22 protein-coding genes and 1 pseudogene are annotated in these 25,972 nt (G+C 58.7%); 10 read left to right on the plus strand and 13 right to left on the minus strand.

Going from position 1 to position 25,972, the window contains the following annotated elements:
• A partial coding sequence (locus tag EOA24_RS04010; protein ID WP_133374458.1) for a LysR family transcriptional regulator occupies positions 1-903 on the plus strand: 903 nt, incomplete at its 5' end.
• Here the strand turns inward: EOA24_RS04010 and EOA24_RS04015 are convergent.
• The 5 genes from EOA24_RS04015 to EOA24_RS04035 all read right to left on the minus strand — a co-directional run bounded on the left by EOA24_RS04015 (position 900) and on the right by EOA24_RS04035 (position 6,426).
• Positions 900-1,862 (minus strand): ABC transporter permease, encoded by a 963-nt coding sequence (locus EOA24_RS04015; protein ID WP_127409599.1) that lies wholly within the window; start codon positions 1,860-1,862, stop codon positions 900-902. The genes EOA24_RS04010 and EOA24_RS04015 overlap by 4 nt on opposite strands.
• Positions 1,859-2,836, minus strand: a complete 978-nt coding sequence (locus tag EOA24_RS04020; protein ID WP_127409600.1) for an ABC transporter permease — start codon at positions 2,834-2,836, stop codon at positions 1,859-1,861. Before EOA24_RS04020 ends, EOA24_RS04015 begins: the two co-directional genes overlap by 4 nt.
• Positions 2,833-4,401, minus strand: coding sequence for a sugar ABC transporter ATP-binding protein (locus EOA24_RS04025; protein WP_127409601.1), 1,569 nt, complete (start codon positions 4,399-4,401; stop codon positions 2,833-2,835). Before EOA24_RS04025 ends, EOA24_RS04020 begins: the two co-directional genes overlap by 4 nt.
• A gap of 70 nt (positions 4,402-4,471) precedes the next feature.
• On the minus strand, positions 4,472-5,593 hold the full coding sequence (locus EOA24_RS04030; RefSeq protein WP_127409602.1) for a sugar ABC transporter substrate-binding protein: 1,122 nt from the start codon (positions 5,591-5,593) through the stop codon (positions 4,472-4,474).
• Positions 5,594-6,075: 482 nt separating this feature from the next.
• Positions 6,076-6,426, minus strand: a complete 351-nt coding sequence (locus tag EOA24_RS04035; protein WP_127409603.1) for a hypothetical protein — start codon at positions 6,424-6,426, stop codon at positions 6,076-6,078.
• 29 nt (positions 6,427-6,455) lie between these two features.
• Here EOA24_RS04035 and EOA24_RS04040 point away from each other — a divergent pair, with 29 nt between their 5' ends.
• Positions 6,456-7,748 (plus strand): hypothetical protein, encoded by a 1,293-nt coding sequence (locus EOA24_RS04040; RefSeq protein ID WP_127409604.1) that lies wholly within the window; start codon positions 6,456-6,458, stop codon positions 7,746-7,748.
• Positions 7,749-7,785: 37 nt separating this feature from the next.
• Here the strand turns inward: EOA24_RS04040 and EOA24_RS04045 are convergent, their stop codons facing one another.
• From EOA24_RS04045 to EOA24_RS04070, 6 genes are all read right to left on the minus strand, one after another.
• A complete protein-coding gene (locus EOA24_RS04045; protein WP_127409605.1) occupies positions 7,786-8,532 on the minus strand; it encodes an HIRAN domain-containing protein in 747 nt (248 codons plus the stop codon).
• 49 nt (positions 8,533-8,581) lie between these two features.
• Positions 8,582-9,631 (minus strand): HipA domain-containing protein, encoded by a 1,050-nt coding sequence (locus EOA24_RS04050; RefSeq protein WP_127409606.1) that lies wholly within the window; start codon positions 9,629-9,631, stop codon positions 8,582-8,584.
• Between the two features lie 611 nt (positions 9,632-10,242).
• Entirely contained in the window at positions 10,243-11,937 is a 1,695-nt protein-coding gene (locus EOA24_RS04055; RefSeq protein WP_126079531.1) for a recombinase family protein, read from the minus strand.
• Positions 11,934-12,407 carry a DUF2924 domain-containing protein gene (locus tag EOA24_RS04060; protein ID WP_126079530.1) on the minus strand — a complete coding sequence of 158 codons (474 nt, stop codon included), beginning with the start codon at positions 12,405-12,407 and terminating at the stop codon, positions 11,934-11,936. Before EOA24_RS04060 ends, EOA24_RS04055 begins: the two co-directional genes overlap by 4 nt.
• Positions 12,397-12,588: a DUF3489 domain-containing protein gene (locus EOA24_RS04065; protein ID WP_281059396.1), complete on the minus strand. Its 192-nt coding sequence runs from the start codon at positions 12,586-12,588 to the stop codon at positions 12,397-12,399. The genes EOA24_RS04060 and EOA24_RS04065 overlap by 11 nt, the downstream gene beginning before the upstream one ends.
• Before the next feature lie 9 nt (positions 12,589-12,597).
• The gene (locus EOA24_RS04070; RefSeq protein ID WP_126079528.1) at positions 12,598-12,840 is read right to left on the minus strand and encodes a hypothetical protein; all 243 of its coding nucleotides are present in this window, start codon (positions 12,838-12,840) and stop codon (positions 12,598-12,600) included.
• A gap of 242 nt (positions 12,841-13,082) precedes the next feature.
• On the opposite strand from EOA24_RS04070, the gene EOA24_RS04075 reads away from it, so the two are divergent.
• The 7 genes from EOA24_RS04075 to EOA24_RS04110 all read left to right on the plus strand — a co-directional run bounded on the left by EOA24_RS04075 (position 13,083) and on the right by EOA24_RS04110 (position 23,046).
• Positions 13,083-13,535 carry a MucR family transcriptional regulator gene (locus EOA24_RS04075; RefSeq protein WP_126083575.1) on the plus strand — a complete coding sequence of 151 codons (453 nt, stop codon included), beginning with the start codon at positions 13,083-13,085 and terminating at the stop codon, positions 13,533-13,535.
• 299 nt (positions 13,536-13,834) lie between these two features.
• On the plus strand, positions 13,835-18,139 hold the full coding sequence (locus EOA24_RS04080) for a GAF domain-containing protein (protein ID WP_126079527.1): 4,305 nt from the start codon (positions 13,835-13,837) through the stop codon (positions 18,137-18,139).
• A gap of 40 nt (positions 18,140-18,179) precedes the next feature.
• Positions 18,180-19,004, plus strand: coding sequence for a transporter substrate-binding domain-containing protein (locus EOA24_RS04085; protein WP_245467352.1), 825 nt, complete (start codon positions 18,180-18,182; stop codon positions 19,002-19,004).
• Positions 19,005-19,261: 257 nt separating this feature from the next.
• Complete coding sequence (locus EOA24_RS04090) at positions 19,262-19,912, plus strand: transporter substrate-binding domain-containing protein (RefSeq protein WP_189343277.1); 651 nt, start codon at positions 19,262-19,264, stop codon at positions 19,910-19,912.
• Positions 19,913-20,141: 229 nt separating this feature from the next.
• The gene (locus EOA24_RS04100) at positions 20,142-21,002 is read left to right on the plus strand and encodes a transporter substrate-binding domain-containing protein (protein WP_189343275.1); all 861 of its coding nucleotides are present in this window, start codon (positions 20,142-20,144) and stop codon (positions 21,000-21,002) included.
• Between the two features lie 96 nt (positions 21,003-21,098).
• The gene (locus tag EOA24_RS04105; RefSeq protein ID WP_126079523.1) at positions 21,099-21,488 is read left to right on the plus strand and encodes an Hpt domain-containing protein; all 390 of its coding nucleotides are present in this window, start codon (positions 21,099-21,101) and stop codon (positions 21,486-21,488) included.
• Entirely contained in the window at positions 21,472-23,046 is a 1,575-nt protein-coding gene (locus EOA24_RS04110) for a response regulator (protein WP_126079522.1), read from the plus strand. The genes EOA24_RS04105 and EOA24_RS04110 overlap by 17 nt, the downstream gene beginning before the upstream one ends.
• Before the next feature lie 679 nt (positions 23,047-23,725).
• Here the strand turns inward: EOA24_RS04110 and EOA24_RS04115 are convergent.
• Entirely contained in the window at positions 23,726-23,944 is a 219-nt protein-coding gene (locus EOA24_RS04115) for a hypothetical protein (RefSeq protein ID WP_127256691.1), read from the minus strand.
• Entirely contained in the window at positions 23,941-24,129 is a 189-nt protein-coding gene (locus EOA24_RS04120) for a DUF3606 domain-containing protein (protein WP_126079520.1), read from the minus strand. Before EOA24_RS04120 ends, EOA24_RS04115 begins: the two co-directional genes overlap by 4 nt.
• A gap of 128 nt (positions 24,130-24,257) precedes the next feature.
• Between EOA24_RS04120 and ligD the strand changes: the two are divergent.
• Positions 24,258-25,972, plus strand: a pseudogene (ligD, locus tag EOA24_RS04125) (DNA ligase D); the annotation flags it as partial.

The raw sequence follows: 25,972 nt of genomic DNA on the forward strand, positions 1-25,972 counted from the left end.
GGCGGGGAGATGGAGGTCTTTGTCCGGGTAGTCGAGTTGGGCAGCTTCTCGGCGGCCGCCCGGAAGCTGCGCATCACCCCTTCGGCCGTCAGCAAGCTCATCACCAGGATGGAGGAACGGCTTGGCATCCCGCTTGTGATCCGGACGACGCGGAGCCTCACCCTGACACCCGAAGGAGGCGAGTACTACGAGCGCGCGCGTCGCATCGTCAGCGAGATCGAGGAAGCAGAAGAGAGCGTCGCCTCCGGCTCCGGCACGCCACGCGGCTATCTGCGCGTGAATTCCAACATCCCTTTCGCCTGGCACATCCTTAACCCGCTGATCCCGCGGTTCCTTGCGTCCTATCCCGGCATCACACTCGATCTGATCCTTTCAGACCTGACCGTCGACCTGATCGGAGAGCGAGCCGATGTCGCGATCCGGACTGGCAATCTCTCCGATTCCGCCCTGAAGGCCCGCAAGCTGCTGGAGAGCCGACGCATGGTCGTGGCGGCGCCCGATTATCTTGCGCGCCGGGGCTACCCGCAAACGCCCGAAGATCTGGCCGAGCACAATTGCCTGAGTTTCAACCTGCGCCGGAACCTCGACGAGTGGCCGTTTGTTGACGGCCGACGCAATGAGCGGGTCTCGCGCATTGCGATCTCAGGCAATGTGCGCGTCGACAATGGCGAGACCATGCGGCAGTTGGCGCTGGCTGGCGTCGGCATTGCCAGGTTATCGGAGTTCCATGTCGGTCGCGATGTAGAAGAAGGCCGGCTCGTGCGCATCCTCGACGAATTCAACCCCGGCGACACAGAACCAATCCATGCCATCTATATCGCGCATGATCTGGTGCCGAGCCGCGTGCGCGCATTCATTGATTTCCTAGTCGAGAACCTGCCAAAGTCGGAAGGTATTGCCTAGGCGAAGCGCTCGCGGCGGCTGTAGTAGCCAACCATCCCGATGATGACCACGCCATAGATGATTTGCTTGGCTGCCTCTGGTGCCTGCATGATCGACAAGACTGATGAAATCAGGGTGATGAGCATCACGCCGAGCGCGGTGCCGGCATAGGAGCCGCGACCGCCGAACAGGCTTGCCCCGCCAAGCACCACGGCGGCGATCGCCGACAAGAGGTAGGGATCGCCCATATGGCCGTAGGACTGGCCCGCATAACCCGCGAGCAGCAGTCCTGCGGCCCCATTGAGCAGGCCGGAGGCGACGAAGGCCAGCAAGGTTACCCGTCTGGTATCAACGCCGGAGAGGAACGCAGCCGCCTCACGATTGCCCACGAAATAGAGATGTCGGCCGAAAATCGTTTTGCGCAGGATGAACGCCATAAGCATGCCGATCGTAAGCCAGACAAGCGTGACATTTGCCACGCCGAATGTTTTGCCAGCGCCAAGTGTCGACATGGCGAGCGAGGGGCGGCTGCCGAGGGTGAACATGTCGCCCAGATACACGCAAAGGCCCAGCACGACGGTATTGACCGCAAGCGTCCAGATCATCGACGGGATGCGCATGTAAGCAACGCCGATGCCGTTGACGAGGCCGATGCCGACACCGGTCGCGAGGCCGACCAGCAGGCCAATCTCGCTGACGAAGGGTTGAGGATGCGGTCCGACCACGGCGGTCGACAACAAGGCGGCCGCGGTCATGGTCCACGGGATCGACAGGTCTATTTCTCCGAGCAGAATGACGATCAGCGCGCCGGTGGCGACGATGCCGAGGAAAGCGCCCGTCTGGAGCTGCTGGAGAAGATAGGTGGGCGAATAGAACTGCGAATGAACGAACCCGCCAACAATGACCAGCGCCAGGATTGACAACGCCAGTGCCTTGGACGGCCCGTCCATCTCGGCAATCAGATTACGCAGGGCTGTCATTGGTAGAGTTCCATACGGTTGCGGATACCGATCACACGCGTCACGCCAAGGCCCACGGCGATCACCAGCACGGCGCCTTCGAACAGTGGCTGGGCCTGAGGCGGCAGGCCGGTGAAAAAGATCAGGCTGCTGATGGTTCTGAGGATCAGCGCGCCGGTAATTGAACCAAACACACTTCCGGCGCCGCCCGTCAGCAAAGTGCCCCCGACCACGACCGCGGCGATCGAATTTAGCGTGTACGGAAGCCCGATCGAAGGATCGCCTCCCAATGTCTGGAACCCGAGGAACAATCCCCCCAGTGAGGCAAACAAGCCGCCAAGCGCGTAGGCGCCGATTTTTGCCCGGTCGACGGGCAAGCCCGACATATAGGCCGACGATTCGGCCGAGCCGACCGCGAGCATAGTCCGGCCCGTCTGGGTGCGGCGCACCGTTCCCCAGATAACGGCGGCAAGCAACAGCATGACTATCAGGGAGGTTGGCATAAGCCCCAGGACATTGCCCGTGACGATATCGCTGAGCGCCTCGTCGATGTTGCCGCCGGGCGCCGGGCGCACGATGAGGGCGAGGCCGGAATAGATCGCTCCCGTCGCCAAAGTGGCGATGATTGGCTGGATCCGTCCGACGACGACTACCAGGCCGTTGATGGCGCCGCAGGCTGCACCGATCGCCAGAACGAGGACCACACCTGCGGCCACTTGGCCGGGCGGACCATCCACGACGACCGAGGCAACGCAATTCGCCAGCGCCATGGTCGGCCCGACCGAGAGGTCGATACCGCGGGTGAACACCACAATGGTCTGGCCGACAGCCAGCAGGGCGAGGGCCGCGCCCTGGTTCGACCATGCCGTCAGGACGCCGATGCTGGCACCCTTGGGATGGATCGACAGGAAGATCGCAAGAAGCACCGCAAGGGCACCGACGGCGAAGACCGTGCGGCCGTGATGCCTGAGGACGCGTGCGCGAATGAGTGTCATGACAGCTGCTCGATCAGGTTGCCCTGCTCGTCACGAGTGTCCGGCACGACCTCGCGGGTCATGGCCGCGTCGGGCAGGTTGAAGGCGTTGGAGAGGATGTTGTGCTCGGTCAGCATTGGGCTGCTGAGCTCGGCTCGGATGCGGCCGCGATACATGATGAGCGCGCGGTCGCACAGGCCGATCAGTTCGTCGTAGTCAGTTGAGTAGAAAAGGATCGCCATGCCGTCGTCCGCAAGCTGCCTGAAGAGGCGGTAGATCTCCTGCTTGGTGCCGACGTCGATGCCGCGCGTCGGGTCCATCAGCAACAAAAGCCTGGGGTTGGTGGCCAGCCATTTGCCGAGCACCACTTTTTGCTGGTTCCCCCCGGAAAGCGTGCCGACAGCAGCGCCGAGCGACTGGGCCTTAATCTGAAGTCTCTCGACGAGGGCCTGTGCCTGGGAGTGCGACCGGCTTCTGGACACGATAGTGGCCGTGCTCAGCGCCCCAAGCAACGTCACGCCAAGATTCTCCTCGACCGACATCGACAAAAACAACCCTTCGTTCTTGCGATCCTCGGGAATGAGCGCGATGCGCGCTGACTTCGCCGCGCTTGGTCCGCCGTGGCGGGCAACACGTCCTTCGACCCGCACCTCGCCAGTCAGGCCCCTTAAGAGACCAGCAATCGCCATCAGCACCTCTCGCTGGCCTTGTCCCTCCAACCCGCCGAGCCCGACGATCTCGCCGGCGCGGACGGCAAGGCTCAGCGGGCCGAGACGATCTTGCCAGCACACGTCGCGCAGCTCGAGGTGAGGCTTCTGCAGCAAGCGCGCGCCAGACTTGGGCGGATAGACCTGCGCAATCGGCTTGCCGATCATCAGTTGGACGATTTCGGATTGAGTCTTCGATCCGGCTTTGAAGGTTTCGACCAACTCGCCGTTGCGGAACACCGTACAGGTGTCGGCGATCTGCTCGATTTCATGCATACGGTGCGAGATGAATAAAACACAGACGCCTTCCTCGCGAAGCTGGCGCAAGAGCGTCATGATCGTTTCGACGTCCGAAGCAGCTAGCGCCGAGGTCGCCTCATCGAGGATGAGGATGCGCGGCTCCCGCGCCACGGCTTTGGCAATCTCCACGATCTGGCGCTGCGGCAGGGCGAGTTCGCCACAACGGGCGTTCACGTCGATACCCGCGCCACAGCCCACGCGATCAAGCATGTCACGGGCTTTGCGCGCTTGGGCACGGCGGTCGATCATCCCAAGCCGGTTCCGAGGCGGATTGGCCAGGTAGATGTTCTCCGCAACGTTCATATGCGGAATGGTCGACAGTTCCTGGAAGACGCAAACAATACCGTGCCGTGCCGCTTCGATCGGGCTTGTCATGCGCAGGTCACTGCCGGCCAGCCGCAAATGTCCTGTGTCAGGGCTGACCACGCCCGCAAGGATCTTCATGAGCGTGGACTTGCCAGCGCCATTCTCGCCGAGGATCGCATGAATCGACCCTGCGTTGGCTTTGAAGTCGATGTGGTTCAACGCCCTGGCTTTGCTGATCCCCGAGAGCTCAAGCAGCTGAATATCGTTGGACATGGACGCCCTTCCTAAACCTTGCCAGCCCCGGGAACGGCATGCGCCGTCCCCGGTAAGCATAAGGAGAGCGTCAGTCGTTGCCGGCGCCGACCGCATTCAACTGGTCAGGCGTGAACACCATGTCTGACCCGCAAGCGGCGTAGCCGGTGACCGTCTCGAATGTATCCGGGAGGTCCGGAAAGTAATTGAGGTTCGGCTTCATGTCCTTGGTCTGAGCGTTTGGAATGGGCACATTGACCAATTCCGGAAGCTCCTCGCCCTGCAGCAAGGCCAGCGTCGCCCGCAATGCGACTGGACCCTGACCAGGCGACGTCGAAACCGAAATCCCGGGAATGTTTCCCGCAGCGAGAGCCTTAACGAAGCCGTTGGCCGCATCGCCACCAACCGGGATGCCAGAAATGCCGGCCGAGGTCAGAGCGTTCGTGACCCCCTGGCAGCCATGTTGACAGATGATGGCGTCGAATTTGCCATAGATGGCCAGCGCATCCGAGGTCACCTTCTGGACGGTGCCGGTGTCCCAGTTTCCGACGACTTCGACGGTCTTGATATCGGGGTATTTCTTAAGGACGGTTTCAACGCCCAAATGGCGGTCACGATCCGTCGAATTGCCCTGGGGGCCGCGGATCTCCAAAACGGTGCCCTTTGGCGCCGGCATATCCTTGACGACAGCTTCGGCCTTGATCGTCTCGAAGTCGACCCAGTTCGGTGTGATACGCATGATCGCAGGATCATCGACCGGATTGTCGAACGAGACGAGGACCGTCTCGGCCTTCTTGGCATGGCGAATTACACTGCCAAAGGCCGATGGGTTCACAGCATCGAAGAGCACGGCGTCGTAGCCGGCTTCGATGTAGTTGTCGATTGCCGCGATCTGCGCTGCGACGTCGGACCCGGTGCTGACGATCTTCAGTTCCTTGATCTGGGAGGCGATCTCAGGCCGCGTTGCCCAGGATCGGACGCTTTTGATCATCTGCTCGCGCCACGGGATGCCAGTGTATCCATTCACCAGGGCTATACGGTAGGGTCCCTTCTTGGCGGGATACTTCAGATTCCCCGGGTTATCCGGGCCAGCCTTGTAGCAGGCCGGCATATAGGTATCTGCCTGCGCCGTTTGCGTCGCAAGCGTCGCGCTCAAGGCCACCGCACCTAGCATAAGGGCGAGCGCGTGCTGCCTCTTTCTCTGAATCGACATGACTTCCTCCCTGATCTTCAGTCGGAGATCACACGCACCCGTTCCATGTCTGGCCCTGTTCCCAACAGTGCCAAACCGAAATGCGCCACTCCCAAATGGAAGAAAATCTTATCGGGATTATATCGTCTACATCGAAGCCGGCACACCTGTTTTGAATTGAATTCAAATATCGCCGCGCACCGCGAAACCGAGGGCCGGACCGTCCAACGCCCCAAGGCCACCCTGAGCAGTGGTCAACATCGAGGCCCTTGGACCCAACGTCGCGATGAAAAGGGAGGGTCCGCTCTTCCGCATGTCCAAGTCCGGCCCCAAACCCCAGGATAATAGACACTGCTTGCTTGGAAACTAGTCCTCCGGCCAATCCTCACGTTCGCCAGATCATACGAGATCATACGAAGGATATGGGTTGGCTAACCATGCAGTAAGCCATTGATCTTCTTTGTGAATCCCACACCCTCAGCGACAGCGATAATCGTTGTTCCTCAATAGCTTACGAAACGGTTCGCCAAAGTCGATTCAAGAAACTGCTTCGGCCGCTCGCCGATCACGTTATCTTCTAGGGAATGGCAGCTTTTACGCCTCATGCGGTCGCCACTGTCAGCTTGTCCATCAACTGGAAGCGGCTTATTTACCGAATGGCAGCACGGTTCAGATGCGATAGAAGCTTTCTGCGTTTGAGCGAAGGACAGCAACGCGTTCAGACTCAGGCATGTTCGCCACGACGGCTCCGCCGCTTTGCCTTCGGCTCGCATGTCCGCCGCGGCCCACGCCTGTCCTTGGTCGACATTTTGAATTGAATCCCTTTTCCAATCCGGCCAAAGAATCTCAGCCAACCGCCTCGTACTCTGGCCTATGATTGTGCATGGTCCTCGCTTTCATCCGTGATCGAGCAGCGCTCGAACGTTCTATTCCGCTCGACACCTCGCGCGTGTTTATCGACGCAAAGGGTGAGCGGCTCGTGGAGTCCATTGGCGCGCTCTTGCAAGAAATAGTGCACCGCGAACGGGCGTTTCGCCCGGCCGACCAGGTCAGATGGCGCAATACGCTCGAAGTGCTGATCGCCAACCTCGCCCTTGCGGTGTTCAACAGGGTAGATTCCCGACGTTTCGTGGGCATTTCGTTCAATGCGAACGATTATAGTGGAACGCCACATAGCGTCCGTATGCTTGCCCGTATGCGCGATGGCCTGGCAGAACTCGGTCTGGTCGAAGGGCAGCACGGATACCGGCGCACCGTCGAGAAACAGGTGCAGCATGGTCGGCGAACGCGGCTGCGAGCGACAGCGGCACTGCGCAATATGTTTGCCGAGAATGGCGTAACGCGAGCGGCCATTGGCTGGAGTGAGCGGCGAGACGTCATTATTCTTCGCCAGGCCGCCATTGGAACTCCCCTCGAACCCTCGGATGTTCGGGCGAGCCGGTCGATATTGCTTCGCCAGAATGAGCGCCTTGGAAGCGTGCACATTGGCATCCCTGACGATGCGTGGGCCCGAATAGCAGATCGATACTACGGCAATGACGATGATGCCGAGGAGCGGCTTGTGGCAGGGGAAGAGGGGACGCAGCTCTATCGGATATTCAAGGGGGACTGGCAAAGTGGCGGAAGGCTCTACGGAGGCTGGTGGATCAACCTACCCAAAGCGGAGCGAAAGCTGCTGACGCTTGACGGCGAGCCGGTTATCGAACGCGACTACGCAAGACTGCACCCGACGCTGTTGTTCGCGCGTGTGGGGCAGCAACTGGACCACGACGTCTATTCTGTCGAGGGGTTCGTCGGTCCGCAGGTTCGCGAACTGGGCAAACGCACTTTCAATCGGCTTGTCAACCGAACGTCATCATCACCGATGCGGCTCGCTGCGACCGCGCTCGATCGCGCCCAGCTTCCGCCTGGCGCGCGCTTCCATGATTACGTTGCCGCTTTCACAGCCCAACTTGAGCCGATAGCTCGTTGGTTTGGCAGCGGCGAAGGCGTCCGGCTGCAGCGGGAGGACAGCGATCTCGCACTAGCAGTGCTCGATCGCTTGCTGGACCAGAATGTGCTCGCGCTTCCAGTTCACGACAGCTTCATCGTCCCGCGTCGATTCGACAGGCAGCTGACGGAGGCAATGGAGGAGGCCTTCCGCGGCAAATATAGCTTCAGTCCGACGGTCCGCTGATCAGACGTTCCATAACTAAGAGCCATAAGGAGTGCCGTTAGACCTTCGTCGGCAAAATCCGAACGAACAAAAACAGGCGTGGCCGTTCCGGGCGACCGTTGAGGCGATCAACCGTCGCTTCAATTCTTCCCCGCGAAGCCCAGACCCTGAAGGTCTCGACCTGCAGCCGGTTGATGTTGCCGAGTTTGTGCCCGTTGAACGTGACAGCGACGGCGCGCGGATCATAGGGGTTATCGTCTTCAGCAACGATTTCAACTCTGTCGCCTATTGTGGGCAACTGCGTCTCAGCTTTCCTTGCATAGTAGCGATAGCCGGCGACTTCGACGACGAGCTGCCGCTTGTCCACCTTGGCATCGAGGGGGTCGACGACTGAAAACCCGTCGCTAGGCAGATAGGCCTCGGACAACGCAAGCAGCGCGAAGTCGCTGAGCTTAGTCCCGGGGCGCACCCGAAGGTGGCGCTCATAGGCGTCAAAATCGGCGCGCGACCGCGGCGGAAGTCGCCGCATGAATGCCTCGAGAACACCGGCACGATGCTCCGCGCGCTCCGGCGGAAAGCCAGGATAACCCGCATATCCATAGCTCAGCAGCTGATCATAGGATTTGTCAGGATTGAGGCGCTTGAACTGATCGCTGTCGCCGAAGTAGCGAAGGCGGACCTCTCCGTTTTCGCAGGTGAGCTCGCCCACTGCGAATCGGGTTCGATCATTGAATTCATCGGGCGCCTGCCATGCCAGGATCAGATGATCCGGCTCGCTCGCATGCGTGATCCAGTTCTCACTCACAGTCCAAGTGCCTCTTTCAGCTTGTCCCGGCGTGCGCCGAGTTGCCTGACTATAAACCGCCCCCGGTGAGATGAGAACAAGACGGGAACATCAAATTGCGTTGCCCAGTCGACGATCTCCTCGACCGCCCCGTCCGTAAAGGCAACATGCTTGCCGCGAGCTCGAGCAGATCGCGGTTCGCGCCGAAGAACCGCTCACATAGTGCGATGTGAGGTGTTGGGCCATCCTCATTTTTCGACCAGCCGATATCGTGCGTCCCTCGGGCAATGTAAGTGGCCATGCGTGAGTTTGTCCAAGGCTCGCCGAGCTTCGCCTCGCTTGTTCCGTAGCCGAGGCTCGTCCCGTTGTCGTAAAGTGGTGCCAAGCTGAACCGGGGATTTTCCCCCTTGGGCTCGATCAGGAACCCCCAGTTTTCCGAATGCCGATCGGTGTTGCCGATCAGTGTGTCGAACACGAGCGCGCGTGCCCACCAGCGCAATGGTTCCTCCACTCCGAGCAGACGGCAAATCACCAGATTTTCCCGCAGCGCGTGAGGGCGTCCTTTCTTACCGTCGGCGAAGTTCTTTTGCATATAATCGGCTGCATGGGCGAGCCGTGTTGTGCGTGAGGCCTCTGGGTATGGATAGAAGAGCTTTATCAAAGCGCCGGTCTGCCCGTTTGTCCCGTCGACCGCTACTAGGGCTGGAGGCACATCGACCCCAACAAGATGGGAAAGCTCATAGGCGATGACCTCGCACCACATCTGCTGAGCCTGCCAACCCAACGCCTGCTTAAACAGGTAGCCTTGACCGGGGACCACGAAGTCCAAAGAGCATTCCTGCGGGGAAATGACCAACTGCTTCGGCTTTGACCCGATCGGATAGATCGGAAAATCCTCATCGGCCGTCCAGCTGGCTATATCGATGACTTCGTTCGGATTTTGACGACGAATCTCGCGAATCGAAAAACTCCGTAGTTGAATGCTGATCTTTCTATCGTGCCTCTGGCCACGACGAAAGCATGGTGTGCCATCCCTGAAGATAGTTGGTCTTAGCGCCAACTCGACAGCAGTTTGACGCCATCTGAGTGTCGTGTTCAGGTAGCCAGAGCGTGCTGTCATAAGCCGAAATGACGTTGGCGAGTGTCAGCCATGCGCCGGTCGCATACGGATCGCCACCGATCGTAACCTCATTGGATGCCGGCAGGTTGGCCGCGTGGGCAGGCTGCAATTTCTCATCGTGCCCGTTCCAAAAAACTTGCGTCCTCGCAGTCATGGCACATCAAATGGCACACACACCGCCGATCTCTTGTAATTGCACGCTGGGCTAACGCCTCGATTGTTGTTGAACCACCCAAAAATCCGGTGACAACATCCTCGACGGAGGGTCTATGCTGGCAATAAGAGCGGCTCATCTGGAGCTCTTACCCGGTTCGCCAGACCATACGAGAGAATACGAAGGAAATGGGTTGGCGAACCAGCCGCTAACGTATTGATTTTCTGTAGAAAACAATGACCCTCCGGGCCCACCATTCAGTCTGCGAGTTCTGGCGCGTTTTCGACCATCTCAGAATAGTGTCGACATTTCCGTAGGTTACCGGCGCACTTGCGGCAACGCTTGGCTGAGACAACCCCGTCTGGGCCTAGAATGGCTCGATTTCGGACCTTCGTCTCTGCAGCCCCATTTGCGTAGCCAACTGTTTGGAAAAGCGATGCTCGGGCGATGGTCGGAATCAGAAGCCGAGGAGGGCAGATTGATCGGACCATGCGAGGGGAAGGCGGGACAGGCGCGACAGCCCATGGGCTGTGAGTTCGACTGGCTGGATGCCGGCGATAATCTTCGACACGATCTTCGGCGAGAGAAACGCCAGCGGCAGCAGCCTGCTCACCTCAGAGACGGTGGTCGCGTTCAAGCTGGCGATCTCCGTCAGGCTTCGACCCGAGCCATCGGTGAGTTGATGGAGATAAAGCTGAGAGCGATAGACCACGTCGATCAACGCTGCATCCGGCTCCGAGCCGTTGGACGAGGGATCGGTTAGTACGATGCGCATCTCGACGCCGCGTCGCTTGATTTCAAATGGGCATGTGATCGACAGCGTTTCAGCGCCGCCGTCGGATGGCAAAGCCCTATCGAGCAGATGTTCGGATAGTCCCCGGCAATCAATGTCGACGGTCAATGCCTTCTGACCAAGTGCGATGCGGCGAGCGAGTTTCTGAAAAAGCGATCGCTTAGCGTCGGCAGTCTCGAAGCTCCAGGCAGTCCTGACTTCAGCCGCGCGGCTCATCGCGTATTGAATCTCGCCGGGACCTCCCCAACGCCGAATCAAATCAGCGATTTGGCTGTGATCGCTGAGAATACGATTCAGCTGAAGCTCAACGACTGATTCAACTGCATCGGCAGGAAGACGCCATCCGTCGGAGCTGCGGCGCCGCTGATCAACAAACTGTTTTGAGACATAATAGCGATAGCGAACGCCTCGCTTGTTGGCATGCACCGATCGAAGGTTCTCGCCATGTTCGTCAAAGAGAAGTCCGGTGAGAAGGTGCGGCTGAGTGACGTTCGATTTGCTCCTCCGGCGTGGTGCTTGAGACGCCAGGAGCGCCAGCGCCTCTTTGAACACCGGGCCTGCGATGATCGGCTCGTGCTCGCCGTCGTGGACCTGATCCTTGTGCTTGATCTTGCCTATGTAGATGGGATTCGAGAGCAGGTGATAAAGATTGCCGCGGCCGAACGGCATCGTCACAGCAAGGGTCCCATCCTGGCGCTCGCGGGTGCGCGTCGTGAGACTGTCCCGCGCCGCTTCGTCAGCAAGGTCGCGCACTGACTTCAGCACAAGGTAGCGCTTGAAGAGAAGCCGAACGATCTTCGCCTCGCCGTCGTCGATGACTAGCTTGCGATGCTCCACGCGATAGCCGAGCGGCACGACACCGCCCATCCACATGCCCTTCTTCTTCGATGCCGCGATTTTGTCGCGGATGCGCTCGGCTGTGACCTCGCGCTCGAACTGCGCAAAGGACAGAAGCACGTTTAGCGTCAGCCTGCCCATCGATGTGGTGGTGTTGAACTGCTGGGTCACAGAGACGAATGACGCCGAGCTGGCATCGAAGATCTCGACGATCTTCGAAAAGTCCATCAGCGAGCGGGTGAGGCGGTCGATCTTATAGACGACCACTACATCAATCTTTTTGTCGCGAATGTCTTGAAGCAGCCGCTGCAGAGCGGGGCGCTCCATCGTTCCACCTGAGATGCCACCATCGTCATAACGATCAGGGACGAGCTTCCAGCCAAGGCCGACCTGTGAGGCAATGAACGCCACACAGGCCTCGCGCTGGGCGTCGAGCGAGTTGAATTCCTGATCGAGGCCTTCCTCGCTCGATTTACGAGTGTAGACCGCGCAGCGCAGGCGACGTGTCGCGTTGCTGCTCATAAGCCAAAGAACCTCGGACCGGACCAATGCGCGCCGGTGATCTTGCGCGCGATCGACGATAGCGAGGGATAAACCTTGGCCTCAAAGACGAAGCCATCCTCGAGCACGTCGACGATGTGGGTCTTGCCGTTCCAGTCACGGACCAACCGTGCGCCTGGCAAAACTAGTTTGCGCTTTGGAGCGGCAGTCACCTTGATGTCGTCAGTGCCAACGCTAGGTTGCCTGTCACGGTCGGCGACCTTCTTCTCGACCCGGTCTATGGCGGACCTGAGCATGCGACGCGTCTCGGTGGAAAATCCACCGAGACGTTTTGCCTGAAGATGCCAGGCTGCTGCCCTGATCAGAAGCTCACGCCTGACACCTTTCGGTGGCGAGCATCTGTAGATCTTCTCCCATTGGGCTGCGAGATCCTCGCGGGAGAGGTCGCCTAAGGCGGCGACCGCTGCTTCGATGTCGAGCTTAGCGCGCATGAGGCTTAGGCGCCCTCGCGCCGTCATCGATGCGGTAGCGGCGGACGCCATCCTTGCCGACATCGCTGACCAGGTTGAGGCCAAGCTTCTTCTTGACCACCGCCGACAAGAAGCCCCGTACCGAGTGTGCCTGCCAGCCTGTGACCTCCTTCAGCATCTCGATGGTGGCGCCTTTGGCCAGGCGAAGTTTCTACAGCACTAGGTCCGATTTGCTCTGCTTGCTCTCGTTGCGGGCCGCAGCCTTCGGTGGCTTTGCCGGTCCCGCCTCCGCACCAGCGTCAACGTCACGAGCTCTCTTCTTGGGCGACTTCGCCTTCTTCGCCCGCTTGGGCGGGGTCTCGAGCGCGTCCCAAATGTGCTCACGCGGCTCCGGCGGGATCTGAAGCTTGTCGTTGTCGGATTCCGTGCTTTGATCGGTGCCGAGTGTTGCCATGATCGTTCTCCTTCAGTGTCAGTGCCGGCCAATCCGGCGCCTGTACTGACTTGAGCCCGGCTGGCGGGCTGGAGAGAGACCTTGGTTTTGGTGGCGATGGATACCGCCTCTTCGTTCCCCACACCAATGCTTGCGCGCGCAAGGAAGTCCAGCCGAATGTGCCTTGACGGCTAGCTATTTGCGAAATGGCAGGTAAGAAGCAGTTGGGCTTCGATTGTTTCAAAACTGAGGAATTTTACACGATGTCGGACGAACACGATCACGCTCACGCTGCTCTGATCGAACTGACCGCAGATATTGTGTCTGCGTATGTCAGCAAGAATGCCGTTCCGGTGGCGGGACTGCCAGAGTTGATCGAGAGTGTGAACGCGTCGCTGTCAAAGATTGGGCAGCCGTTCGAAGAGCCGAAGCCTGCACTGACGCCCGCCGTGAATCCGAAGAGGTCGGTGACGCCGGACTACATGGTCTGCCTTGAGGACGGAAAGAAGTTCAAGTCGCTCAAGCGCCACCTGAGCACGCACTACGGTCTAACGCCCGACGAATACCGCACCAAATGGGGCTTGCCCGTCGACTACCCGATGGTTGCGCCGAACTATGCTGCAACCCGCTCACAGCTGGCTAAGGCTAGCGGACTAGGGCGCAAGGCGTCGACCAGCGCCGTGAAAAAGCGTTCATCTGGGCCAAAGGCCAAGTAACGGGAAAGCCTAAGGGCGACGCCGCTTTGGGGCCGAGAACAGACCGGCAGCTTCGGTCTACGACACTTCACGAGCGGACAGTTAGATTGGGCGTGCGCACGTCGCGGTGTGACCGTTGCTGACCATCGTAGGCGCTTTGCGTCCAAAGCAATTCGGCGAGTGACGCGTGGCGAGCCTATCGCCCGCGTACTCCGCCAGTGGGCCCGAAGAACGGCCTGATTGACGAATTCCCCCGGCGGCTCCAGATTGGGATACAAGGTGTGCCGCTGGGACGCACGATAGCGGCGTGGGCGGGATATATGAGCGAAGCGAGCGACGGCAAGCGGCCCCATCGTCCCTGGCATGGTCTTGCCGCCCGGGCGATGATAGGTCTTGTCGCTCTCGCTCTAATGGTCGGTGCGATCAGCGTCATCGCTGTCCAATCCTTCAACGAATTGCGGCAAAGCTTCGACTCGGTGGCCGACGTCCAAGTCGAGGCCATCCAGACCGCCGCCGAGCTGCGGCAGCGCGCCCAAGCAATCACACGCCTGGCGCCATCGCTGTACGCAAAAGGGCTGGAGCAGGATGCCTTGCTCAACTTCTCGCTCCTCAGTTTCAAGGAGCAGTCAAAACTTCAGGAGCTGACCGGCAAACTCAAGTCGCAGACAAGCAAGGACCTCTCGGAGATTGAAGAGACGACGGCGGAACTGTTCCGGAATCTCGATACGCTTGCCACCACACTCTACGACCGTGCTGCAACCGAAGATGCGTTGGAGGGGTTGCTCCAGCGTATCTTTCGCATCGCCGTATCTGGAAAGGCCGACGGCGTCCTAGCCCTGCATGGTGCCCTCACGAATGAGGTGACTGCGACGGCCCTTGGGCTTGCTACGGCGGGCAAACCTGAAGAGCTGCAGACTATGGCGAATGAACTGCGGCCAAGGATTTCCTTGCTGGCTACGGCAGACCCCAATTTGGCAAGGCAGTTTGAAGAGGCCTTGCTGGGCCCCCGGGGCGTCGTGGAACTGAAGGGCAGACTATTCCGCTTGTTCGATGATATTCGCGGCCAGTTGGCTGACAACGAGCTTTTCTCCGGCAAGCTGGTTGCGGCCGCCGACGTCATTTCTCAAGAGATTGCTCAAGATGTTGACCATCAACGCAGCGCACTTGACGGCCGGCTGACGGCGCGTGCCCGGGTCCTCTCGTTGATTGCCGTCCTGGCGGTGGTTGGAGCCATACTCATTGCTGGTTACTTGCAGGCGTCGGTCGTCGGCCGCATTCGCAAGTTGAGCCTCGCCATGCTGGAAACGAGCCCTCCTGCGAAATTGGAGACGCTAACAAAAGGCAACGACGAGATATCGGATCTAGCTCGGGCCTTTGTCTATTATGCGCAGGAAATCAATCGGCGCGTGAAGGAGCTCGCTATTCTCAATTCCGTCGGCGAGGCGATGGCGAAGACGCTCAATGTGAAGACAGTAACCCGCATTGTGGGAGACAAGCTGCGCGAAATATTCAGCGTTGAAGTCGCAGAAATCCTTTTACACGATGACAAGTCCGATCTGATCACCGTCCCCTATGCTTATTACAATGGGTATCGACAGCCTGAGCCATTTGCGATGGGCGAGGGTCTGACCTCGAAAATCATCCTGTCCGGCGAACCGCTCGTTATCGGCTCAAACGATCGCGCCGATGAGTTGGGCGCTCTTGCGCCGACGGAAGAGGACGAAACGGAATCCTATCTGGGCGTTCCGATCATCGCAGCCGACAAGACTCTGGGCGTCGTCAGCGTGCAAAGTTACGAGAAGAACGCCTTCAATGAAGCTCAAATGCATTTGTTGCAGGGGCTCTCAACCAGCATGGGCGTTGCGATTGCCAACGCGCGCCTTTTCGATGAGACCCAACGCCTTCTCAAGGAGACAGAGGATCGGGCCGCGGAACTGGCTATTCTAAATAGCGTAAGTGAATCGATGGCGAAATCGTTGAATCTTGAGACTATCGTTCGCCTCGTGGGAGACAAGGTTCGTGAAATCTTCGGAACTGAGGTGGCAGAAATACTATTGCATGATGATGCGTCGAACCTAATACGTGTTCCATTCGCATACTATAGAGATAAATATGTGTCTATTGAGCCATTTCCGATGGGCATAGGAGTAACTTCTAAGGTAATAATAACAGGCAAACCCTTGGTTTTTCGTACCTCAGCGGAGGGAAGGGAGTTAGGCGCATATTTCCCAAAAGAAGAAGACAGAACTGCCTCTTATATTGGCGTGCCAATCAGCGCCGGTAACAAGACTATAGGCGTCCTCAGCGTACAGAGTTATCAGGCCAGCGCCTTCAATAATGGTCATTTGCGCCTGTTGCAGACGCTGGCGTCCAATATGGGCGTAGCCATCGCCAATGCCCGCCTGTTCGACGAAACTCAGCGCTTGCTCAAGGAAACCGAGGATCGGGCAGCCGAGCTGGGTGCGATCAGCAAGGTCAGCGAGGCGCTCATCGCGGAAGCCGAATTCGATAGCACCATCCGGCTGATCGGCAACCAGATGCGCGATATTTTTCAGGCCGACATCGTGTATGTGGCGCTGCTCGACCCGAAAACCAACCTCATTCATTTTCCTTACCAATTCGGCGAGTCTTTCACCACTCTCACCCTCGGCGAAGGTCTGACAAGCAAGATCATCGAGACCGGCGAGCCGCTGCTCATCAACCAGGACGTAAACGAGCGCAGCGTCGAAATCGGAGCGACTCCCGTCGGCAGGGATGCCCTTTCCTATCTGGGCGTTCCGATCAAGACAGGGCTTGGCACCATGGGTGTGATCAGCGTGCAAAGCACAGCGCGGGAGGGCATGTTCAACGACAACTCGCTTCGCTTGCTTTCGACTATCGCCGCCAATGCAGGTGCTGCGCTTCACAACGCACAGCTGTTCACCGAGCTCAAGCAGCTGTCGCTAGCGCTACAGCAGGCCAAGGAAGCCGCCGAGGCCGCCAATGAGGCCAAGAGCACCTTCCTAGCTACCATGAGCCACGAAATCCGCACGCCCATGAACGGCGTTATCGGCATGAGCAACTTGCTGCTCTCCACCAAGCTCGACCAGGAGCAACGGGAAATCGGCGAGACGATCAACAGCAGCGCAGAGGCACTTCTGACGATCATCAATGACATACTGGACTTCTCAAAGGTTGAAGCCGGCAAGCTGGAGCTTGATCCCAAGCCGTTTGAACTGCGCGAATGCCTTGAGAGTGCGATTGACCTGATCGCCCCAAAAACAGCGGAGAAGGGGCTGGACTTGGGGTATGTGGTGGAACCCGGAACCCCCGAAGGAATTGTCGCGGACAATACCAGGTTGCGGCAAGTTCTAATCAATCTCCTCAACAATGCCGTCAAGTTCACCGACCGGGGAGAAATTGTACTTTCAGCAATGAAGGTTTCACTCGGAGCCGCAGAGACGGGTGGGTCACAAAGCCAAGATCAGGCGGCCCCGTGCATGTTGCAGTTCGCGGTGCGGGACACGGGGATCGGCATACCCAAGGATCGAATGGACCGCTTGTTCAAGTCGTTCAGCCAGGTCGATGCATCGACGACCCGGCGCTACGGCGGGACCGGACTTGGCCTCGCGATCAGCAAGCACCTCGTAGAACTCATGGGAGGCGAGGTGTGGGTGGAAAGCGTCGAGGGCACGGGCACAACCTTCTTCTTCACGATCCGCGCTCCAACTGCCCCGGCTCCCAAACGGGCTCAGATGTCGCTGGCCAAGGTTGAACTGACCGGCCGGAGACTGCTGTTTGTCGACGATAATGCAACGAACCGCCGCATAATGTCCCTGCAGGCGCAGGCCTGGGGCATGATTCCGTATGCAACCGGGTCCCCTTCTGACGCCATTCGCATGATTGCAGACGGCGAAACCTTTGATGTCATCGTGCTCGATATGAACATGCCCGATATGGACGGCATTGAACTGGCGAGGGGAATACGCGCACTCGGTGACAAAGGCAGCATTCCGCTGGTGTTGCTGAGCTCAATGGTACCCATCTCCGAACAGAAGAAGATGGAGATGGAAGGAGTCAACTTCGCGGCGGTGCTTTCCAAGCCGATCAAGCCATCGCCTCTTCTTAATGCTTTCATGGCGGTCTTTGCCGGGGCTCCCACGCGCTTCGCCAAACCCGATCAGCCGAAGAGTCCTGTTCTTGATAGCGCGATGGCAGCCAAGTTTCCGCTTCGCATCCTGCTGGTTGATGACAACGCCACCAATCGAAAGCTGGGCTTCAAGGTGCTCGAGCGACTAGGTTACAGGGCGGAGCTGGCGGGAGACGGACAGTCGGCAATTTCCTCATATGCCGAAGGGCGGCATGACATCATTCTGATGGACATCGAGATGCCGGATATGGATGGCGTCAAGGCGACAAGGCTGATCCGTGCATCCGGTTCCCGCGAGCAACGCCAACCTTACATCGTAGCTCTCACTGCCAATGCGATGGCGGGCGACCGCGAGCGATATCTGGATGCAGGGATGGATGATTACCTCAGCAAGCCATTGCGCGTCGAGGAGCTCGTGGCATCACTCAAAAGAGCGGTATTGGTCAGCGGACAACGCTCCAACAACTTGTCTAATGGACCTGGCGAAACCGGGTGAATCCCCGGAAGACCAATCAAAAAGGAACGAGATCGTGTCGATGCTGTCGCGGATGTCAATTGCAACGGTTTCGTTGCTTCTCTTATGTGCATTGTCAATGCCCGGCTCTGCCGGCCCCGTCCTCGATCGAGTCAGGCAAAAAGCGGTTCTGGTGGTAGCGGTAGATCCGGCGTGGCCACCCTTCTCCTGGCGCAAGGACGACGGCAGCTTCGATGGATTTGATGTCGACGTCCTGACGGGAGTTGCACGGCGGCTTGGCGTCGAAGTCCGTTTTGAGGTGGCGGAATTTTCCGCCGTTATATCTGGAAGGTGGCAGGGCGCATGGGACGTCTCTCCGAGCGTAACCCCAACGAAACAGCGCGCGGAAAAACTGGACTTTCCTGCCGTTTATGCCTTCGGCCTTGGTTCGCTGGCGGTACATCGTGACAACACGACAATTCGAACGCCTGCCGACGCGAGCGGGAAGAGAATCGGAGCGGTGAGGTCCTCCGAATATGAAAAATATCTGACCCGCGAGCCATTCGATATTCTTGATATTCCGCCGATCAAATATCAGATTGACCGGCCTGTCGTCGTGCCGTTCGAGACAAGCGAAGGTGGCTACGAGTCGCTCGCAAAGGGCAATGGTGTAGAACTGGATGGCATTGTGGACTCGCTGTCCACACTCATGAGTGAGATCGGAAGGGGTCGTCCGATCAAGATTATCGGTCAGCCGCTGCTCTATACGCCGACCGCAATCGCCATTGAGAAGGGCGATCCAGAGTTCGCTGCCGAACTGAAGGGAGCCATCGATCGACTTCGGGAGGATGGAATGCTTAAGTTCATTTCTCTGAAGTGGTTCGGAATTGACACGACGGCGCGATGAGCCGCGCTCATCAGCGCCGCCGCCGGCGATTGCTCGTCAGACATTCTCGACATTTGCTCAAGAGGCCGAGGGCCGTGTTGGCCTGCCCCGTGGATGCTCGACATGCGTGCCGAGCGAATATGCGCTATCGCTAAATTACGGCCGATGCGATACGATTGCTAGAGGATTCCAAAAGGTGATTGCCTTGACCGGGGCGGTAGCCGAGGCCGACCTACCTCGCAGACCCGGTGCATAAATACTCCAGGGGGGTGAACCCAGTGACACGGTTTCTCGTTGCAGTCGCCATTGCTTGGGCGGTTTTGTCGGTTCCACTCGCAGGGTTCAGCGTGGCGGGTGAGGCACTCGACCGCATCCGAGCAACGGGGATTCTCCGCGCTCCGTTTCCAGACATCTGGCCTCCGGCCGTCATCCAGCAGCCAAATGGTGAAATCGACGGGTATGATGTGGAGGTATTGCGAGAGATCGGCCGCCGCATAGGTGCCAAAGTCGAATACGTCAAAAACTCTGACGGCTCCGTCATCACGTGGAAGGAGCAAACCTCTGGCCAGTGGCAGGGCAAGTACGACATAGTCGTAGGTGGCATGTCGCCTACTGCAGAGCGAGCCGAACATCTCTCGTTTCCTGCCATTTACCGGTATGGAATGGGTGTCCTTGCTGTCAATCAGAGCAACAGCCAAATCAAGACCCCGGCCGATGCCAGTGGAAAGCGGATTGGCGTGCTGAAGGCTTCGGTTCACGAAAAGTACTTGGAGAGAGAAGACTTCGGTATTCTTGGAATGCCGCCGATCACGTACCCAATAGGCGATCCTGTAATCGTCGAGTTTGATCACGAGGAAGGCGCGTATGACGCTGTCTCGGACGGGAAGATAGATGGTACGATAAACACCCTTCCAGTTATTCTGAGTTAATCAAGCAGGGAAGGCCCATAAAAATTGTCGGCCAACCGTTGTATAGAGCACCCTCATGTATCGCCATTGTGCCGGGCGACGAGGAATTTGGCACGCTGGTGAAGAAGACTATCGATGAAATGCGCTCCGACGGTACTCTGATGGAACTTTCACTGAAGTGGTATCAATACGATATGATAACTCCCTGAACGGCTAGGGTTTGCCGAATACTTCTACGATGGAGGTGAGAATGCATCCTGTGAAGCGCCTTCTTATTGCCATCGCAATTGCCTGGGCGGCCTTATCGGTTCCACTTGCGGACCACAGCCTGGCAGGTGAGGTGCTCGACCACATCCGGTCGACCGGAACCCTGCGTTCTCCAGCCCCGGACATCTGGCCGCCACAGGTCATCAAGAACGAGAAGGGCGAATATGACGGGTTCGACGTCGAGGTATTGCGTGAGGTCGCACGGCGGATGGGAGTCAAGGTCGAATACGTGACCAACCCGGATGGTTCCATCATAACGTGGGATGAACAGGTCTCGGGGAATTGGCAGGGGAAATACGACATTGTCGTTGGCGGGATGACACCGACCAAGAAACGCGCCGAGCACATCGCTTTCCCGGCAACATATCATTATGGCATCGGCGTGCTGGCCGTTCATCGGGATAATACGACGATCCGTACGCCGGCCGATGCAAGCCGCAAGCGGATAGGGGCGCTGGCCGGTTCGCAATACGAGAACTACCTGAAGAAGGTGCCGCCTGGGATCGTTGGAGTCCCTGATTTCATCTACAAAATCGACGATCCGGTGACCGTTTCATATGAACATGAAGAGGACGTGTACGCCGCCTTGGAGAAGGGCGACGGAGCCGAGATCGACGGGTTGGTCAATCTCCTCCCGGCAGTCATGGCGCTTATCAAGGAGGGCAAGCCGTTCAAGATAGTCGGCCAGCCGCTCTATCGCGTGCCCCATGGCGTGGCGATCTTGCCGGGCGACAATGAGTTCGCGGCACTCATCAAGAAGACCGTTGACGAAATGCATGCCGATGGAACCCTGAAAACAATCTCCATGAAGTGGTACGATTTCGATCTCACTTCCCACGAATAGTGGAGTTGGGGTGATTGCGAGGCAGTACGGGCCCGTTGACAATCGGGCGAGGGTCATACCAGACTCACCCCGCAAGCGCCCGCATGAACTTTACAAGTGGCGCTGCGCTTCGGGGATGTTTTGGCAATCGACAGGCGAGCACTGGACAAGCTGCGGGAACTCGTCGGTGGCGAAGAATCCGACGTGGTCGAACTCGTCAGTTCGTTCCTCGACGAGGGACCGTCGATCATGGAGACCCTGGCAAAATCCGGGTCGACCTCCGATTTGCCCGCGACGCGCCGGGCCGCGCACTCCATGAAATCCAATGCAAGAGACATGGGAGCAACCGAGCTAGCCGAAGTCTGCGCCGGTATCGAAGCCCGATGCGCGAAGGGTGAGCCGCCCGACGTGGTAGATATCGAGAACGCGAGACGCGCTTTCAACTCGGCGGTGGCGGAGCTTCAAGACATTTTTCACCTTGGGGATAGTTATGAGCAGCTTCGGTAGGATTCTCGTTGTCGACGACTCCGCGATGGTGAGGATCAAGCTGAAGAAAGCGGTCGAGACCCTCGGTCACGAAGCGGTGGCAGTGGAGAGCGGTGCGGCCGCTCTCGATCAGACCGCTGGCGCTCCGTTCGACCTCGTACTGCTTGATATCATGATGCCGGAAATGGACGGCTTCGAGGTGCTCAAAAGGCTGAAGTCGTCAGCCAAGACACGGGACCTGCCGGTCATCGTCATTTCCGCGCTCGACGAGGAGATGAACAGCGTCGTCCATGCCATCGAGCTCGGCGCCGAGGACTTCTTGCCCAAGGACTTCGAACTCGCCCTTCTCAAGGCGCGGGTTGCTACCTGCATCGAAAAGAAGAGGCTTCGCGACATCGAGAAGGAGTATCTGCGCCAAGTCACCAAGTTGACAAGGGCGGCTGCGACCCTGGAGTCAGGGCGGTTCAACCCCTCAAAGCTGGGCATCCAGGACGTGGCAAGCCGGACGGATGGTCTGGGCAAGCTCGCCACTGTGTTTTCGACGATGGCCCAGAAGGTTTACGAGCGCGAACGCAAGTTGCGACAGAACATCCGCACCTTCCGTGGGGGCCTGCTGCTGTTGGCGTGCGGCGGCCTGTGGGGCCTAGTCGTGCCGCTCTCGAAGATGGCCTCGATCATTGAGGCGCATCCAGTGGGATTGGCCTTGCTCATCGATACTATCGGCGCTGCCGTCTGCATCGGCATCAGCGTGAACCGCAAGACCATGCCGAATTTGAAGGGCCTCACACGCACTGACTGGATCTTCATCCTGCTCCTCGCGCTTATCAGCTCCGTGATAAATCAGGTGCTGGTTTACTGGATGGCCAGCAGGCTTCCCGCCTTCATTGTCTCTATCGTCATTGTCCTTGAGGGTTTCGTCGTTTTTCTGTTCGCGGCGGTTATGCGGACCGAGGCGCCAAATGTTAAGCGTTTCCTCGGATTGGGCCTTGGCCTCGCCGGTATCGTCATCATTCTGATTTATGGTCAGCCGGCGGACATGACCGCCAGCTGGCTCTGGATTGCGATTGCGATGGTCATCCCCGTCACCTACGCGACCGAAGATATATTTTTGGCTGAGCGGAGGCCTGCTGCGATCGACAGCGTCGCTTTGTTCGGGATCACCCTTGTCGTTTCCGTGGCGCTGCTCATCCCGATTGCGGCCTATTACGATGATTTCATCCCGCTTGATCTGTTAACGGGACGCCTCGGCGTCATCGTGGTTCTGATGGCCGTGGCTGCCAATCTGGCAATGCTGCTCTTTATGGTCCTTATCTCGACAACAGGTGCAGTTTTCGCCAGCCAGAGCGCTTATGCCGTAACAGCGGCGGGCATCGGCTGGAGCATGCTGTTGCTCGGTGAAGCAATACCAATACTGACCTGGGCGTCCTTGGCGCTGATCATTGTCGGACTGATCATGGTGGAGCCGAAGCAGGAAGCCGAAGAAGAACCGCCGCTACTGGACGATACAATAGAGGATCTGGTCCCGCGCCTTGACCCACTACCGGCAGCCACGGAACAATCGCGGCCGATGCCGGTATAGTCCAGCGAGCGGCGCAGGGTGGCACCACGCCACCGAGATGTGTTCTCGCCTTTTCTCGAGAGCGGCTAAGGCGGCTTGCGACCATCACTGGGGCCAGCGAAAAGTCGGGAAGTGGCGCGACCGCGACCTCCAGGGTGGTCGCCGGCAGTGTCCGCTATAAGGCGGTGGCAAGCGTGACTTCAACGTCCCACATGGGGCGCGTTTCAGACATTCAGTCTGATGAGATTGAGCGAATGGCAGCTTTGCGCCCCGATTTCCGACGTTTAGGCCTTCCTGGTCGTTTCCCGAAAGCAGACGGTTTATTCATGCCGGGATGAACTCCGTTTTGAGCTAATTCGTTACACCTGAGTACCACGAGGTCCCCTGAGTTCATTCTCACGAAACTCGAGGAACGCACCTTCTGCGGGGCGAGGTCCAGCCGGGAGCACCGCGAGCGCTTCTACCCGGATCCAGCGAATAGCCCCGCCAGAGCCGGACCAGTTAGAGGTGATCATAGCAATGCCAAGACCGTTGATTGCGCTTGGAAGCCTGCCGCGGCGCCGATCCCGTGGTCACACGACCGGAGACGTCGAAGGTTGCTTCTCCTTTCAGAACGTCGACCGGCGCGGTCGATTTGCGAGGAGCCGCAATGCAAGATGACTCGTTAGGTCGGCCGGTGTTTAGGTCCGGCGGCGGCGGGTTACTTGCTGAACACCTTGGCTGGATCGGCATCGACACTGAACTCATGGATTGTGCCGCTCTCGTCTGTTACGCGGAACCAGTGCTCCTGCAGCGCGCGCGGCGAGATGACTTTGCCGGTTACATCTTCCACTGCCTGTAGTGCGTTGTCAGCATCAGCCTCATTTGTAGAGACGACATCTTCGCCGAAGAGTTCGTCTACGCGGTAGCGAGCCATCATCGTACCCCAAGGCGCTTCGCCTCTGCCTCAAGGGTCTCGCGGTCGTTGCCATGCTTGGCGATCAACTCGCGCACTTGAGGGATCGAAAGCCCAAACTTGCTGGCGAAATAGCCAACTTCGTATTCTTCATCACCCGAGACACGGTCCCGGTCACGGAAATCCGTTTTGCTTTTGTCGTCTGCCATGTGTCTGTCCTCCGCTCGTGAAAAGAGAAAGCGGACATAGGCAAAATGTTCCACCTCGATGCTTCAGCGACTGCTAAGGAACGCAACCAGCTCCCGGCCATTTCCTCAGCTCAGAGAGTTCCGAGTGCATGAGTAGGCGGAAAGGCCAACTCACCTTCATCGAGTTCCAATCGCCGACGCTGGTCGAGAGAGCTCCCGCCGATTCCGACTGGCTGCACGAGATCAAGTATGACGGTTATCGAACAGAGATCGTCATCGAGCGCGGGGAGGCACGAGCATTCACCCGACGGGGCTACGACTGGTCTCACCGCTACAAGCGCATAATTCAGACGGCTGCCAACCTGCCGGTCAAGTCGGCAATCCTAGATGGCGAGGTGGTGGTCCTCGGCACCACTGGGCTGCCGGACTTTCAAGCCCTCGAACGGGAGCTGGGAAACCCGAACTCGCTAAAGCTCATGTTCTTTGCATTCGACCTTTTGCACCTCAACGGTCGAGATCTGCGACAGATGCCTCTCATAGAGCGCAAGGCTGCTCTGCATGGCTGGCTGAAAGAAACGGCTCCGACGCTGACCTATGCCGAGCATTTGGAGGCGGGCGGTAGCGACGTGTTCGACCATGCCTGCCGGATGGGCTTGGAGGGCATTGTATCGAAGCGAGCCGACTCTCCCTACCGTTCCGGCGTTCAAACAAGCTGGCTCAAGGTGAAGTGCATCAATAGCGACACGTTCTCGATTGTCGCCTTCGTTGAGAAGCTCGGGGCTCAGCCGCGCCGCATCGCCTCGCTTTACATAGGCAGGCGAGACGGCGACCGCCTGCTATATGCCGGGAAGGCGCAAAGCGGCTATACCTTGCAAGCAGCCCAACGGGTTCGGGAGCGGCTGGACCCGCTGATCATCGAGAAGTCGCCGTTGTCGGCACCCATCAAGAAACCCAAGGCAACGTGGGTCAGACCAGAGGTGCTGGCAGAGGTGCAATTCAGCGGTGTGACGGACCGCGGCATCTTGCGCGAGGCGGTGTTCAAGGGATTGCGCGAGGACCTTCAGCCAATTACGGCCAAGCCTCCGGCTCCTTCCAAGCGCCGGGTGGAAAGCAAGCACGGCGTCCCGCGAAAGAACATTCTTCAGTTGCTACCGGACGCGGTCGCGCCATCCAAGGACGAGCTGACGGGATACTGGCGGCGAGTAGCCGACCGGGCGCTGATTCATCTAGGCCGACGACCACTGAAGCTCGTCCGCCACGCCTACGGTGCCACGTTCTACCATAAAGGGCCGTTGCCCCCGATTCCACGGTCGGTGCACCAGCTAAAAGTCAAAAAGCGCGAAGGCGGCGAAGGTGTCCGGGTCTGGGTAGATGACCTCGATGGTTTGCTTGGCTTGGTCGAAATGGACGCCGTCGAGCTTCATCCATGGAACGCGACCATCGACGACATCGAACACGCTGACCAGCTCGTATTGGACCTTGATCCCGGCGAAGGCGTGCCGTGGGATGTGGTCATGGAGGCCGCGCTGTCGCTCCGTATGATTTTTGAAGCCGCTGGCTTGGAGAGCTGGCCGAAGGTGACCGGCGGCAAAGGCGTCCATCTTACGGCCCCGCTGCCGCCAAACATGACTCACGATAGCGCGCGGAAACTAGCCAGATCGCTGGCTCAGTGCCTTGTGGACGCCGACCCCGAGCGGTACCTTCTATCAGCTGGTCCATCAGCACGCGCAGGACGTCATCTTCCTTGATTACCTCCGCAACGGCCGAGGCAACACTGCCGTAGGCGCATTTTCTCCGCGAGCCCGCCTCGGCTACCCGATCGCGCATCCCGTGACGTGGAAGCAGGTTGAGGCAGGTGTCCGGC

This window comes from Mesorhizobium sp. M2A.F.Ca.ET.039.01.1.1, assembly GCF_003998035.1.
Taxonomy (GTDB): Bacteria; Pseudomonadota; Alphaproteobacteria; order Rhizobiales; family Rhizobiaceae; genus Mesorhizobium.

What these genes read in the sequence shown, in the direction of transcription:
- EOA24_RS04015 (WP_127409599.1), bottom strand. Translation starts at nt 1,862, where the DNA reads ATGACAGCCCTGCGTAATCTGATTGCCGAGATGGACGGGCCGTCCAAG.
- EOA24_RS04020 (WP_127409600.1), bottom strand. Translation starts at nt 2,836, where the DNA reads ATGACACTCATTCGCGCACGCGTCCTCAGGCATCACGGCCGCACGGTC.
- EOA24_RS04025 (WP_127409601.1), bottom strand. Translation starts at nt 4,401, where the DNA reads ATGTCCAACGATATTCAGCTGCTTGAGCTCTCGGGGATCAGCAAAGCC.
- EOA24_RS04030 (WP_127409602.1), bottom strand. Translation starts at nt 5,593, where the DNA reads ATGTCGATTCAGAGAAAGAGGCAGCACGCGCTCGCCCTTATGCTAGGT.
- EOA24_RS04040 (WP_127409604.1), top strand. Translation starts at nt 6,456, where the DNA reads ATGGTCCTCGCTTTCATCCGTGATCGAGCAGCGCTCGAACGTTCTATT.
- EOA24_RS04050 (WP_127409606.1), bottom strand. Translation starts at nt 9,631, where the DNA reads ATGACAGCACGCTCTGGCTACCTGAACACGACACTCAGATGGCGTCAA.
- EOA24_RS04055 (WP_126079531.1), bottom strand. Translation starts at nt 11,937, where the DNA reads ATGAGCAGCAACGCGACACGTCGCCTGCGCTGCGCGGTCTACACTCGT.
- EOA24_RS04060 (WP_126079530.1), bottom strand. Translation starts at nt 12,407, where the DNA reads ATGCGCGCTAAGCTCGACATCGAAGCAGCGGTCGCCGCCTTAGGCGAC.
- EOA24_RS04070 (WP_126079528.1), bottom strand. Translation starts at nt 12,840, where the DNA reads ATGGCAACACTCGGCACCGATCAAAGCACGGAATCCGACAACGACAAG.
- EOA24_RS04075 (WP_126083575.1), top strand. Translation starts at nt 13,083, where the DNA reads ATGTCGGACGAACACGATCACGCTCACGCTGCTCTGATCGAACTGACC.
- EOA24_RS04080 (WP_126079527.1), top strand. Translation starts at nt 13,835, where the DNA reads ATGAGCGAAGCGAGCGACGGCAAGCGGCCCCATCGTCCCTGGCATGGT.
- EOA24_RS04085 (WP_245467352.1), top strand. Translation starts at nt 18,180, where the DNA reads ATGCTGTCGCGGATGTCAATTGCAACGGTTTCGTTGCTTCTCTTATGT.
- EOA24_RS04100 (WP_189343275.1), top strand. Translation starts at nt 20,142, where the DNA reads ATGCATCCTGTGAAGCGCCTTCTTATTGCCATCGCAATTGCCTGGGCG.
- EOA24_RS04110 (WP_126079522.1), top strand. Translation starts at nt 21,472, where the DNA reads ATGAGCAGCTTCGGTAGGATTCTCGTTGTCGACGACTCCGCGATGGTG.
- EOA24_RS04115 (WP_127256691.1), bottom strand. Translation starts at nt 23,944, where the DNA reads ATGATGGCTCGCTACCGCGTAGACGAACTCTTCGGCGAAGATGTCGTC.
- EOA24_RS04120 (WP_126079520.1), bottom strand. Translation starts at nt 24,129, where the DNA reads ATGGCAGACGACAAAAGCAAAACGGATTTCCGTGACCGGGACCGTGTC.